This is a genomic window from Pseudomonas sp. JS425 (assembly GCF_018223845.1).
Lineage (GTDB): Bacteria > Pseudomonadota > Gammaproteobacteria > Pseudomonadales > Pseudomonadaceae > Aquipseudomonas > Aquipseudomonas asiatica.
On record NZ_CP073661.1, the window covers coordinates 2,322,393 to 2,335,033 of the forward strand.

10 protein-coding genes are annotated in these 12,641 nt (G+C 65.6%); 5 read left to right on the top strand and 5 right to left on the bottom strand.

All coding sequences use genetic code 11. From position 1 onward, the window contains the following. Nucleotides 1-149 precede the first annotated feature (149 nt). Together KDB76_RS10660 and KDB76_RS10665 are read left to right on the top strand one after the other, a co-directional pair. The gene (locus KDB76_RS10660; protein ID WP_024086662.1) at nt 150-425 is read left to right on the top strand and encodes a DUF2790 domain-containing protein; all 276 of its coding nucleotides are present in this window, start codon (nt 150-152) and stop codon (nt 423-425) included. 10 nt (nt 426-435) lie between these two features. After that, entirely contained in the window at nt 436-951 is a 516-nt protein-coding gene (locus KDB76_RS10665) for a thioredoxin family protein (protein WP_038410389.1), read from the top strand. Between the two features lie 119 nt (nt 952-1,070). On the opposite strand, the gene KDB76_RS10670 is transcribed toward KDB76_RS10665, so the two are convergent. Both KDB76_RS10670 and aroQ read right to left on the bottom strand, forming a co-directional pair. Continuing rightward, nucleotides 1,071-1,919, bottom strand: coding sequence for a shikimate dehydrogenase (locus tag KDB76_RS10670; protein ID WP_015269766.1), 849 nt, complete (start codon nt 1,917-1,919; stop codon nt 1,071-1,073). Beyond that, nucleotides 1,916-2,365, bottom strand: coding sequence for a type II 3-dehydroquinate dehydratase (aroQ, locus tag KDB76_RS10675; RefSeq protein WP_013971975.1), 450 nt, complete (start codon nt 2,363-2,365; stop codon nt 1,916-1,918). Before aroQ ends, KDB76_RS10670 begins: the two co-directional genes overlap by 4 nt. Before the next feature lie 216 nt (nt 2,366-2,581). Between aroQ and KDB76_RS10680 the strand changes: the two genes are divergently transcribed. Genes KDB76_RS10680 through KDB76_RS10690 form a run of 3 tightly spaced genes read left to right on the top strand, consistent with a single transcriptional unit; the run spans nt 2,582 to nt 8,190 of the window. Continuing rightward, the gene (locus KDB76_RS10680; protein ID WP_024086663.1) at nt 2,582-3,835 is read left to right on the top strand and encodes a TolC family protein; all 1,254 of its coding nucleotides are present in this window, start codon (nt 2,582-2,584) and stop codon (nt 3,833-3,835) included. Then, the gene (locus KDB76_RS10685; protein ID WP_024086664.1) at nt 3,828-5,027 is read left to right on the top strand and encodes an efflux RND transporter periplasmic adaptor subunit; all 1,200 of its coding nucleotides are present in this window, start codon (nt 3,828-3,830) and stop codon (nt 5,025-5,027) included. The genes KDB76_RS10680 and KDB76_RS10685 overlap by 8 nt, the downstream gene beginning before the upstream one ends. Nucleotides 5,028-5,043: 16 nt before the next feature. Further along, nucleotides 5,044-8,190 (top strand): CusA/CzcA family heavy metal efflux RND transporter, encoded by a 3,147-nt coding sequence (locus KDB76_RS10690; protein ID WP_024086665.1) that lies wholly within the window; start codon nt 5,044-5,046, stop codon nt 8,188-8,190. A 114-nt stretch (nt 8,191-8,304) separates the two neighbouring features. On the opposite strand, the gene KDB76_RS10695 is transcribed toward KDB76_RS10690, so the two are convergent. The 3 genes from KDB76_RS10695 to KDB76_RS10705 all read right to left on the bottom strand — a co-directional run bounded on the left by KDB76_RS10695 (nt 8,305) and on the right by KDB76_RS10705 (nt 12,603). Continuing rightward, the gene (locus KDB76_RS10695; protein ID WP_038409254.1) at nt 8,305-9,642 is read right to left on the bottom strand and encodes an MFS transporter; all 1,338 of its coding nucleotides are present in this window, start codon (nt 9,640-9,642) and stop codon (nt 8,305-8,307) included. A 329-nt stretch (nt 9,643-9,971) separates the two neighbouring features. Further along, a complete protein-coding gene (locus tag KDB76_RS10700) occupies nt 9,972-12,122 on the bottom strand; it encodes a TonB-dependent receptor (RefSeq protein WP_024086667.1) in 2,151 nt (716 codons plus the stop codon). A 70-nt stretch (nt 12,123-12,192) separates the two neighbouring features. Further along, a complete protein-coding gene (locus KDB76_RS10705) occupies nt 12,193-12,603 on the bottom strand; it encodes a DUF2946 family protein (RefSeq protein ID WP_013971980.1) in 411 nt (136 codons plus the stop codon). Nucleotides 12,604-12,641: the final 38 nt, after the last annotated feature.

Sequence of the window (12,641 nt, forward strand, 5' to 3'; positions counted from 1 at the left end):
GTATTGCAGTGTATCTGGCAGGTGTACAGACACAGGAGGAAGCACATCACAGCTTCGGGCGACACATACGGGATACCTGGCCGGCGTGAAATGGCTCTCGACCTGGGAGCACAACTCCCCACCCTCAAGCGTTACACAGGAGAGATGCCATGAACTTCAATACCTTCGCCCGTGCCAGCCTGTTCGCCGTGCTCAGCTTCGGCGCCATTGCCGCCCAGGCCTCCACCATGCCGATGGACAACAGCGGGGTCATGCAGTACCGCTACGGTGACCACCTGGATGTGAAGAAAGTGCTGTCGATACAGGATGACCAGAGCGACGCCTGCGGCCTGGTGAACACCCGCATGGACTACCTCGACTCCAAGGGCCAGCAACAGAGCGTGCAGTACCGCACCTATGCCACCGGCGGTTGCCATGAGAATTGATCGCCGCTTGTTGTTGAAGGTTGGCGGCATTGCCCTGGCGCTGGCGGGCCTGGGGCTGGGCGGGCACCTGATGGCCCGCGACAGCTACGGTGCCATGCCGTCGCTGTCCGGCGCCAGCCAGTGGCTTAACTCGGCGCCGCTGGATGGCCCCGGGCTCAAGGGCAAGGTGGTGCTGGTGGACTTCTGGACCTGGGACTGCATCAACTGCCGGCGAAGCCTGCCGCATGTGAACGAATGGGCGCGGCGCTATGCCGACCAGGGCCTGGTGGTGGTCGGTGTGCACACCCCGGAGTACGACTACGAGCACGATGTAGGCACCTTGCGTGACAAGGTGGCCAGCCTGGGGATCGCTTATCCGGTGGCGGTGGATAACGACTACAAGGTGTGGAATGCCTGGGGCAACCAGTTCTGGCCGGCGCATTACTTTGTCGACCGCAAGGGGCAGGTGCGCCATGTGCACTTTGGCGAGGGGGATTATGGTGGGCAGGAGCAGGTGATACAGGCGTTGCTGGATGAAAAAGGGTGAGTTGTCTGTGCCGGCCTCTTCGCGGGCTTGCCCGCTCCCACAGGGATGTGCGTAATCAGTGAAATTTGCGCAGCACCTGTGGGAGCGGGCAAGCCCGCGAAGAAGCCGACACCTGTCTGTCAGGTGAAACTGGCAAAGTGCGCCTGCATCCGCGCCGCATCCGCTTGGCGCCCGCTGAACAGCTCGAACGCCTTCACCGCCTGGAACACGGCCATGTTGCTGCCATCCAGGGTGCGGCAGCCCAGTGCCCGGGCGGCGCGCAGCAGTTCGGTCTCCAGCGGGAAGTAGATGATCTCCGCCACCCACAGGCGAGCATGCAGCAGCTCCACCGGCAGCGGTGTGCCCGGCAGCTTGGCCATGCCCACCGGCGTGGTGTTGACCAGCCCGTCCGCCTCGGCCAGGGCCGTGGCCAGGTCGGTGCCGACAACGGCGCGCCCGGCACCGAAATGGGCATTCAGGTTGTCCACCAGGGCCTGTGCACGGGCCACGTCCACTTCGAACAGTACCAGCCGCTCGACCCCTTCACCCAGCAGGGCATGGGCCACGGCCGAACCTGCGCCACCGGCACCCATCTGCACCACCTGGCGCCGTGCCACATCCGGCAGGCCACGGCGCAAGCCTTCGGCAAAGCCCAGGCAATCGGTGTTATGACCCACCCGCTTGCCGTCCTTGAGCACCACGGTGTTCACCGCACCGATGCCGCGGGCTTCGTCCGACAGTTCGTCGAGCAGCGGCAGGATCGCCTGCTTGAACGGGTAGGTGATGTTGAGCCCGGTGAAACCGGTGTGCTGGGCGGCATCGAGCAGGCCGGGCAGGGCGCTGTCATCCAGTTGCAGCTGGTCGGCATCGATCAGCCGGTACAGGTAGCGCAGCGCCTGGGCATCACCTTCGTGTTCGTGCAGGGCAGGGGTGCGCGACAGCTGGATGCCGCGGCCGATCAGGCCGGCGAGGATGGCTTGCTGGCTCATGCGCTGCGCTCCTGCAACATTTCGGCAAAGTGGCTGATGGCCATGCGATAGCCATGGCTGCCCAGGCCGCAGATGACCCCGACGGCGATGGACGATATGAACGACAGGTGACGGAACGGTTCGCGCTTGTGCACGTTGGACAGGTGCACTTCGATAACCGGCACTTCGCCGGCCACCAGGGCATCGCGGATGGCCACCGAGGTGTGGGTCCAGGCGCCGGGGTTGATCACGATGCCGGCGCAGCGGCCACGGGCGGCATGGATCCAGTCGATCAGTTCGCCTTCGTGGTTGGTTTGGCGGAATTCGATTTCCAGGCCGAGGGAATGGGCGGTGTCGGCACAACCCTGGGCCAGGTCGGCGAGGGTTTCGTGGCCGTACTGGGCAGGCTCGCGGGTGCCCAGCATGTTCAGGTTGGGGCCGTTGAGTACGAGAATAAGGGGCTTCATGACGGGCATCGCTTTGTTGTTGTTGGATGCTTCCTAGTTTTGTACCGCCTGGTTAGTTTAGTCAATTGGACTAAACCGCTGTACCCGGAAAGTGGGCGATTATCGAACCCTCAGCAACTCAGACTGGATTACAAAATTGTAATTCTCCCGCCACCGCCCCGATAAGCGCGGCTTTCTACAGTCCCTCGGCAAATCTCGCCGACGAGGACCTGTTTCGTGCCCATCCCCCGCAAGACCGCCTTGCTCTGCCTGTTGCTGGCTGGCGCCGGCACTGCCCAGGCCAGCCAGAGCCTGAGCCTGCCCCAGGCGCTAGACGCAGCCTTTGCCCAGAACCCGGAGCTGGCCGCAGCCGGACGGGAAATCGGCATTGCCGATGGCGAACGGCGCCAGGCCGGGCTCATCCCCAACCCGGAGCTGTCCTGGGAGGTCGAGGACACTCGCCATGACACCAGCACCACCACGGTCACCCTTAGCCAACCGCTGGAGCTGGGCGGCAAGCGCGGCGCACGTGTCGCCGTGGCCGGTGCTGGCCAGGCCATTGCCCAGCTGGGCCTGGAACGCCAGCGCAACGGCCTGCGCGCCGATGTGATACAGGCCTTCCACGCGGCCCTGCGCGCACAGACCGCGCTGGATTTGGCGCAGCAATCGCAGGCGTTGACCGAGCGTGGGCTGCGAGTGGTGCAGGGGCGGGTGACCGCTGGCCAGTCATCGCCCGTTGAGGCCACCCGGGCCCAGGTGCAGTTGGCCCAGGCCCAGGCTGAAGTGCGCCGTGCGCAAACCCAGCGCAGTGTGGCCTACCAGGCCCTGGCACGGTTGACCGGCAGCCCGCTGGCAAGGTTCGAACAGTTGCAGGCAGCCAACCTGTCCCCGGGTGATGCGCCTAGCGCCGATGCCCTGCTCGACCAGGTCGAGCAAACGGCCGAATGGCGCCTGGCCGCCGCCCAGGTCGAGCGCGGCGAAGCGTCCCTGGGATCGGAAAAGGCCCTGCGTATTCCCAACCTCACCGTCAGCCTTGGCAGCCAGTACAGCCGCGAAGACCGCGAGCGGGTCAATGTGGTGGGCCTGTCGATGCCCTTGCCGCTGTTCGACCGCAACCAGGGCAACGTGCTGGCCGCAGCCCGTCGTGCCGACCAGGCGCGTGACCTGCGCAACGCCGTGGAGCTGCGCCTGCGCAGTGAAACCCGCAGTGCCGTCAGCCAGTGGACCACGGCCATGCAGGAAGTGCAGGCCTATGACCGCACCATCCTGCCTTCTGCCCAGCAGGCCGTGGACACCGCCACACGCGGTTTCGAAATGGGCAAGTTCGCTTTTCTCGATGTACTCGACGCCCAGCGCACGCTGATCGAGGCACGCGGGCTGTACCTCGAGGCGCTGGCCTCGGCGACCGACGCGCGGGCACAGGTCGAGCGGATCTATGGCGACCTCGATGGGCTGAGCAACAAATTGAACAGCAGGAGCAACAATGACTAATCCACGCAAGATAGCCCTTCTGGCTGCCGCCATTGCCGCGCTTGGCCTGGGTGGCCTGGCCTGGACCGGCAACCTCGGCAACGCATCGAGCACTGAAGCCCGGCACGACGACCACGGCGAAGACACCCATGGCCACGGCGAGGAGCAGGCCGGTGAAGATCACGAAGAAGAGGCGGGCAAGCTGCACCTGTCCATCGCCCAGATCGAAGCTGCCGGTGTGCAACTGGCCGATGCCGGCCCTCGTGAACTGGGCACCGCCATCAGCTTCCCGGGTGAAATCCGCTTCGACGAGGACCGCACTGCCCACGTCGTGCCACGCGTGCCCGGTGTGGTCGAGTCAGTGCAAGCCGAACTGGGCCAGGCGGTCAAGCGTGGTCAGGTGCTGGCGGTAATTGCCAGCCAGCAGATTTCCGACCTGCGCAGCGAACAGCAGGCTGCCCAGCGCCGCCTGGAACTGGCGCGCCTGACCTTCCAGCGCGAACAGCAACTGTGGCAGGAACGCATCAGCGCCGAGCAGGATTACCTGCAGGCCCGCCAGGCGTTGCAGGACGCGGAGATTGCCTTGGCCAACGCCCGGCAGAAGGTCGCCGCCGTGGGCCCGGCCGGCGCCGGAAACCGCTATGAACTGCGCGCGCCGTTCGATGCCGTGGTGGTGGAAAAGCATCTGACCGTGGGCGAGGTGGTCGATGAGACCAGCAATGCCTTCACCCTGTCTGACCTGAGCCGGGTCTGGGCCACCTTCGCCGTCGCCCCGCGCGACCTGGACAAGGTGACAACCGGCCGCAACGTCACGGTCAGCGCGCCGGACCTGGGCGCCCGGGTCGAGGGCAAGATCAACTACGTCGGCAGCCTGCTCGGCGAGCAGAACCGTGCTGCCACTGTCCGCGCCACGCTGGCCAACCCCAACGGCGCCTGGCGCCCAGGGCTGTTCGTCAATGTCGCGGTCAGCGTCGAACGCTTCAACGCCGCCGTGGTAGTACCGCAAAGCGCACTGCAAACCTGGGAGGAGCAGACCGTGGTGTTTGCCCGTACCGAGGAAGGTTTCGAGGCCCGCCCGGTAACGACCGGCCGCCGCGATGCCGGCCAGGTGGAAATCACCACCGGCCTTGCCGCCGGTACGCAGGTGGCCGCTGCCGGCAGCTTTGTCCTCAAGTCCGAGCTGGGCAAGGGCTCGGCCGAGCACAGCCATTGATCACGGGAACGCCTGCATGTTCGAACGCCTGATCCAATTCGCCATCGAGCAGCGCCTGGTGGTGATGCTGGCCGTGGTCCTGATGGCCGCGGTGGGTATCCACAGCTACCAGAAACTGCCGATCGACGCTGTACCGGACATCACCAACGTCCAGGTGCAGATCAATACCGCCGCGCCCGGCTATTCGCCGCTGGAGACCGAGCAGCGCATCACCTTCGCCATCGAGACCGCCATGGCCGGCCTGCCCGGGCTCAAGCAAACCCGCTCGCTGTCGCGCTCGGGCCTGTCGCAGGTCACGGTCATTTTCGACGACGGCACCGACCTGTTCTTCGCCCGCCAACTGGTCAACGAGCGCCTGCAAGTGGCGCGTGAGCAGTTGCCCGGCGGCATCGAAGCGGGCATGGGGCCGATTTCCACCGGGCTGGGTGAAATCTTCCTGTGGACGGTGGAAGCCGAGCAGGGCGCGCTGAAGGAAGACGGCACGCCCTACACCCCGTCCGACTTGCGGGTAATCCAGGACTGGATCATCAAGCCGCAGCTGCGCAACGTGCCCGGGGTCGCCGAGGTCAACAGCATCGGCGGCCATGCCAGGCAATACCTGATTGCACCGGAGCCCAAGCGCCTGGCGGCCTACAAACTCACCTTCAACGACCTGATCGCGGCGCTGGAGCGCAACAACGCCAACGTCGGCGCCGGCTACATCGAGCGCAATGGCGAGCAGTTGCTGATTCGCGCGCCAGGCCAGGTGGCCTCGGCCGAAGACATCGCCAACATCGTCATCTCCAGTGTCGATGGCACGCCAATCCGCGTCAGCCATGTTGCTCAGGTTGGCCTGGGCGAAGAGCTGCGCTCGGGCGCGGCCACCGAAAACGGCCGGGAAGTGGTGCTGGGCACGGTGTTCATGCTGATTGGCGAGAACAGCCGCACGGTGGCCCAGGCGGTCGCCGCCAAGCTGGTCGAGATCAACCGCAACCTGCCCAAGGGCGTGGTCGCGGTGACGGTGTACGACCGCACCAACCTGGTGGAAAAGGCCATCGCCACGGTGAAGAAGAACCTGGTCGAAGGCGCCATCCTGGTCATCGCCGTGTTGTTCCTGTTCCTGGGCAACATCCGCGCTGCATTGATCACCGCCATGGTCATTCCGTTGTCGATGCTGTTTACCTTCACCGGCATGTTCAGCAACAAGGTCAGCGCCAACCTGATGAGCCTGGGCGCACTGGACTTCGGCATCATCGTCGACGGCGCGGTGGTGATCGTGGAAAACGCCATCCGCCGCCTGGCCCACGCCCAGCAACGCCATGGCCGCATGCTGACCCGCACCGAGCGCTTCCATGAAGTGTTCGCTGCCGCCCGTGAGGCGCGCCGGCCGCTGATCTACGGCCAGCTGATCATCATGGTGGTGTACCTGCCGATCTTTGCCCTGACCGGGGTGGAGGGCAAGATGTTCCACCCTATGGCCTTTACCGTGGTCATCGCCCTGCTTGGTGCCATGATCCTCTCGGTTACCTTCGTGCCGGCGGCCATTGCCCTGTTCGTCACCGGCAAGGTCAAGGAAGAGGAAGGCCTGGTAATGCGCACGGCGCGTCAGCGCTATGCCCCGGTGCTGGCCTGGGTGCTGGGCCGGCGCAAGCTGGCATTTGCTGCCGCCGCTACCTTGGTGTTGTTGTCCGGGGTGATGGCCAGCCGCATGGGTAGCGAGTTCATCCCCAGCCTCAGCGAAGGCGACTTTGCCCTGCAGGCCCTGCGCGTCCCGGGCACCAGCCTGTCGCAGTCGGTCGACATGCAGCAGCGCCTGGAACAGGCGATCATCGCCCAGGTGCCGGAAGTGGAACGGGTGTTCGCCCGCACCGGCACCGCCGAGATCGCCTCCGACCCGATGCCGCCGAACATTTCCGACGCCTATGTGATGCTGCGCCCGCGTGAGCAATGGGCCGACCCGGGCAAGCCGCGTGATGAGCTGATCGCCGAGGTACAACGCGCCGCCGCCAGCGTGCCGGGCAGCAACCACGAGCTGTCGCAGCCGATCCAGCTGCGCTTCAACGAGCTGATTTCCGGTGTGCGCAGCGATGTAGCGGTGAAGCTGTTCGGTGATGACATGGACGTGCTCAACCGCACCGCAGCGCAGATCGCCAGCAGCCTGCAAGGCGTGCCGGGCGCGTCCGAGGTAAAGGTCGAGCAGACTACCGGCCTGCCGGTGCTGACCATCGATATCGACCGCGACAAGGCGGCCCGACATGGCCTTAACGTGGGTGATGTGCAGGACGCCATTGCCATTGCCGTGGGTGGTCGCACGGCCGGCACGCTGTACGAAGGTGACCGCCGTTTCGACATGGTGGTGCGCCTGTCGGAAACCCTGCGCACCGATGTCGACGGGCTGGCCAGCCTGCTGATTCCGGTGCCGGCCAGTGCTGCTGCGGGTGCCGGGCAAATCGGCTTCATTCCGCTGTCGCAGGTGGCCACGCTGAACCTGCAGCTGGGACCGAACCAGGTCAGCCGCGAGGACGGCAAGCGGGTGGTGGTGGTCAGTGCCAACGTGCGCGGGCGTGACCTGGGCTCGTTCGTCGAGGAGGCAGAACAGACGCTGATCCAGCAGGTGCAGATACCGCCGGGTTACTGGACCCGCTGGGGCGGCCAGTTCGAGCAGCTGCAGTCGGCGGCCGAGCGCCTGCAGGTGGTGGTGCCGGTGGCCTTGCTGTTGGTCATGGCGCTGTTGCTGATGATGTTCAACAACCTCAGGGATGGCCTGCTGGTGTTCACCGGCATCCCGTTCGCCCTTACCGGTGGGGTGCTGGCGCTGTGGTTGCGGGACATTCCGTTGTCCATATCCGCTGGCGTGGGGTTCATTGCCTTGTCAGGGGTGGCGGTGCTCAACGGGCTGGTGATGATCGCCTTTATCCGTAGCTTGCGGGAGGAGGGGCGCACGCTGCGGGCAGCGGTCGAGGAGGGCGCGCTGACGCGCTTGCGGCCGGTGCTGATGACGGCACTGGTGGCGTCGCTGGGGTTCATCCCGATGGCCTTGGCTACCGGGACCGGGGCCGAGGTGCAAAGGCCGCTGGCGACCGTGGTGATTGGCGGGATTCTGTCGTCCACCGCACTGACTTTGCTGGTGTTGCCGGCGTTGTATCAGTGGGCGTATCGGCGCGAAGAGGTGCAGGAGGGTTGAGACCCCGGGGCCGCTTTGCGGCCCATCGCGACACAAGGCCGCTCCTACAGGTATACGCGTTCCCCTGTAGGAGCGGCCTTGTGTCGCGATGGGCTGCAAAGCAGCCCCAAAGTATCAAACAGTACGACGAGCCCCAGCCCTCGCATCGTTGCCTCCAGCCTCATCATGCAACGAAATCCGCGAAGTCTCCGGCAACGCCAACCCTCCCACCAAGGCCACCAGCGCAATCACCACCAGGTAGAACGCAGGTGCCAGGCTGCTGCCGGTCTGCCCGATCAGCCAGGTTGCAACCAGCGGCGCGGTACCGCCAAACAGCGTATAGGCCACGTTGTAGGTAATTGCCGAAGCGGTATAGCGGGTGCGGGTAGGGAAGCTTTCCGAGAGCAATGCCGCCGTGACAACACCACTGCACAACGCCCCCACCGCCAGCAGGATCACCCCCAGCAGCGCGCCGGACATCGAGCCGGAGCTGGCCAGCCAGTACGCCGGGAACACGCACAGCATCACCCACAGGCAGGTGAAGCCGATGGTCTTGCGCCGGCCGACGCGGTCCGAGAACGCCCCGGCCAGCGGGCAGCCGACCGCGGCGAACAGCAAGGCCACGGTGGTTACCAGCAGCGATTGCGCGCGGGTCAGGTTGCCGACCAGTTGCAGGTAGGTGGCGAAGTAGGTGGTGAACATGTAGAACGACAGCGCGGTCAGCGAGATGAAGGCCCCCAGGTTGCGGATCGCCCGGCCATGGTTGCGCAGGGTTTCCTTGAGTGGCGAATGTTCATGCTCCTTGTCCTGGGCGATGGTTTCGCGGAACGCCGGGGTTTCTTCCATGCGCCAGCGCAGGTACAGGCCGACCAACCCCAGCGGCGCGGCGATCAAGAACGGGATGCGCCAGCCCCAGGCGTTCATCGCCTCGGCCGACAGGCTGGCTTCCAGGCCATAGGCGATCACTGCCGCGCAGGCAAAGGCGGAAAAGGTCGACACCGGCACGAAGCTGCCATAGAAGGCGCGCTTGTCGTTGGGCGCGTGCTCCATCAGGTAGGCGCAGGCCCCGGCATACTCGCCTCCGGCAGAAAAGCCCTGCAGGCAGCGCGCCAGGGTCAGCAGCGCGGGGGCTGCCAGGCCGATGCTGGCGTAGGTCGGCAGCAGGCCGATGAGGGTAGTGGAGCCGGCCATCAGCAGGATGGTCAGCGACAGGATGCGCTTGCGCCCCAGGCGGTCACCCAGCGCGCCGAACACGATGCCGCCCAGCGGGCGCAGGGCGAAGGCCACGGCGAACACCGCAAAGGTCTTGAGCAAGGCCACGCTGGCGTCTTCGCTGGCGAAGAACTGGCTGGCGATCAGGGTTGCGAGAAAGCCGTAGACGGCGAAGTCGAACCATTCGACGAAATTGCCGATGGCCGAGGCGGCGATTACCCGGCGCAGGGTGGCGGGGGATACCTCGTGAGGTGTGGGCATGCGAGTGCTCTCCGGTTCCATTGGCAGGCATGATGAAAGTGGCGCTGTCGTGCAGCGCCATCATTGTTGTGCTTGCCAGTAGATCGCCGGGTGCTGGAGGACGCTTTGTCGAGGGCGACCTCGGGATGCCTGATTCAACCGCGAGCTGTTCGCTTGGCACGGTCCACTGTGGGAGCGGCCTTGTGTCGCGAAAGGGCTGCGCAGCAGCCCCCCGATTGCAGCTTCGCCACTGACATCGCCGGGGCCGCTTTGCGGCCCTTTCGCGACGCAAGGCCGCTCCCACAAGAGCCAATGCAGGCCGGGATGTTCATGCAAGACAGGCCATGCGCTCAGAAACGCATGTCCAGCGCCAGTTCGAAGGTGCGCGGCGGCCCCATGTAGTACTGGCTGTTGTAGGCCTGCTTGGCATACACCTCGTCGGTCAGGTTACGTACCCGCCCGGTCAGCGTGGTGTGTTCATCCAGCCGGTAGCGGGCGAACGCGCCGAACAGGGTGTACGCCGGGGCCTTGAGGCTGTTGGCGTTGTCGGCATACACCGAGCCCACGTAGCGCGCGTCTGCCCCCAACGACCACGCCGGGGTCAGGCTGTAGTTCAGCCACAGGTTGGCGACGTTGGCCGGTACGTTCACCGGGGCGTTGCCCTTGCGCGATACCGACACGCCGTTGACCGCCTCGTTGAACTCGTCGTACTGCGCATCGACATAGGCATAGTTGGCCTCGGCCAGCAGCTTCGGCGTCACCTGCAGGCGCCCGGACAGCTCGACGCCACGCGAGGTCTGCTGCCCGGCCTGGACCGTGAGGTTGGCATCGTTGGAGTCGCGCACGGCAAAGTCCTTGCGCACGATCTGGTACAGCGCCAGCGTGGCCGCACCGCGCCCGTCGAGAAAGTCGAACTTGCTGCCCACTTCCCACTGCTCGCCCTTGGACAGGTCGAACATCCCGACGTTGGAATAGGTCGCCGCCGCCAGCGAGCCTGCCGGCAGGTCGGCAGAGGTACTGTACTGCGCATAGACGCTGGCGGACGGGGTCAGCGCATAAGTCAGGCCGATACGCCCGGAAAGCGGTTCCCAGCGGCGTTCGAAGAACGCCGGCGAGGTTGGCGTCACCGCGCCGTAGTTGGTCACCTGCATGTCCAGGTAGTCGTAGCGCAGGGCGGTCAGCAGGGCCAGGCGTTCGGTGAGTTGCAGGCGGTTTTCGGCAAACACCGCGCGGTTGGTCACCTCGTGACGGCGTTGCTTGGTCAGGCCGGCATTCACCCCGGGGATGTCGTCGAAGCTGCCGGGGGCGAAGTGCTCGGCATCGACCACGTCGCTCCAGCTGCTTGAGGTGGGGTAGAGGGTCTGGCGCATGCGCGAGTACTCCAGCCCCAGCGACCACTGGCTGGCCAGGCCGAACAGCTGGTTGTCGTGGCGCAGCTCGATGCGGTCACCCAGCAGGTTCTGGTCGTGGCGCTGCAGGTAAGGGCTGCTGCGTCGTACCTTGCCATCGCTGGTGTAGCTGTAGCGTTCGAGGTTGCGGTAGTCGCGCTGGGCGTTGTAGTGGTACAGCGTGTTCTGCACGCTGGTGCTGTCGCTGAGCTGGTAGTCGAGGATCGAGCGTAGCCAGCGTACCCGCTGCTCATAGCGGCCGTCGCCGACGTTGTAGTTTTCGAAGCGGCGGCTGTTGTCGATCTTCATCGTGCTGCGCCCGGGCAGGATCGGCGAGCCCCAGTAAGGGCTGTCTTCGCGGTCTTCCTGGTATTCCAGGGCCAGGGTGTGGGTGAGGTTGGGCGTGAGGTCGCTCAGCAACGAAAAAGCCAGGCTGTCTGTGTGCCGTTCGTTGCGGTCGATGTAGCCGTTGCCATGCCCGCGGCTGAAGTCCAGGCGCATGAAGTGGTGGGCATCGGCGGGGTTGCTGGCCAGAGCCTGGTTGATGCCGAACGCCACTTCGCTGTCGTCGAAGCTGCCATGGCGGATACGGCCGTCGATGGTCTGCTGATCGCGGCTGGCCAACTTGGTGATGTAGTTGATCGAGCCGCCGACCGCGCCGGCACCATGCAGGAACGACGACGGGCCGCCAATCAATTCGACGCGGTCGAGTACCCAGGCATCCACTGGCCGGGTGGCGCTGCTGTAGCCCAGGTTGATGCCGTTGTACAACTGGGTGACCTGGTTCTGGGTGAAGCCGCGGTAGGCGACGAAGCCGCCAAAGCCCGGGTTGGCCGAGGCGTTGACGCCGGTCATGGCGTTGATCACGTCCTGGCTGTCCTTGGCGCCGCGCTCTTCGATCAGGCGGCGGTCCGAGACGCTGACCGAGGCTGGCGTTTCCCGCGCGGTGAGGCCCAGGCGCGAGCCAGTGCGGATCGGCTCGTCCAGTTGCACGCCGCTGGCGGCGTCGCGTTCACCGTCGATGGTGGTGGCGCTCAGTTCTACCGGGGCAGCATCCGCCCAGGCAAGGTTGCAGGTGCCCATGAGGAGCACCAGGGAGGTTTTGCGAAGCATGTTGGTGTGTCTTCCACGCAAAGGTCATGGCTGACCGCGAACGCGCACAGTCAGGCGCGCCCGGCTGAGGTCAGGCGAAATGAGGTACGGCTGCGGGGAAGGTGGCAGGGGAGGCGCGGGGGTTGAGGGCGGGGCGTTGATAACGCGGCGGCGGTTGCGCCCAGCTGCGCACCACGATGGGCGAGGTGGCCACGGCTTGCGCCGGGGTGAACGACCAGCCGCTGCTGCTGAGCGGCACGGCCAGGCCGAACGAGGAGCACACCGGGCAATCGAGCTGGGCCATGTGCTGGTCGCCGCCAGCGCCTTCCAGGTCGATGGCTACGCCGTGTTCGCTGTTGATCGAGCAGAAACCGCCTTCCAGGCCGGCCAGGCGCAGGCCACCCATCTGGCCATGGTGCAGGCCACACAGAACCAGGCTGAACAGGACGCTGGCGTAGAGCGTCCAGGCGGTCAGCGTGCGGGTGTGTCGGGTGGTTTTCATGGCGGCGAATCTACCACCCGGACGAACGGTCGGGTAGT

Excerpts from the sequence above, each read along its gene's own strand:
- KDB76_RS10660 (WP_024086662.1), top strand. The coding sequence starts at position 150 with ATGAACTTCAATACCTTCGCCCGTGCCAGCCTGTTCGCCGTGCTCAGC.
- KDB76_RS10670 (WP_015269766.1), bottom strand. The coding sequence starts at position 1,919 with ATGAGCCAGCAAGCCATCCTCGCCGGCCTGATCGGCCGCGGCATCCAG.
- aroQ (WP_013971975.1), bottom strand. The coding sequence starts at position 2,365 with ATGAAGCCCCTTATTCTCGTACTCAACGGCCCCAACCTGAACATGCTG.
- KDB76_RS10685 (WP_024086664.1), top strand. The coding sequence starts at position 3,828 with ATGACTAATCCACGCAAGATAGCCCTTCTGGCTGCCGCCATTGCCGCG.
- KDB76_RS10690 (WP_024086665.1), top strand. The coding sequence starts at position 5,044 with ATGTTCGAACGCCTGATCCAATTCGCCATCGAGCAGCGCCTGGTGGTG.
- KDB76_RS10695 (WP_038409254.1), bottom strand. The coding sequence starts at position 9,642 with ATGCCCACACCTCACGAGGTATCCCCCGCCACCCTGCGCCGGGTAATC.
- KDB76_RS10700 (WP_024086667.1), bottom strand. The coding sequence starts at position 12,122 with ATGCTTCGCAAAACCTCCCTGGTGCTCCTCATGGGCACCTGCAACCTT.
- KDB76_RS10705 (WP_013971980.1), bottom strand. The coding sequence starts at position 12,603 with ATGAAAACCACCCGACACACCCGCACGCTGACCGCCTGGACGCTCTAC.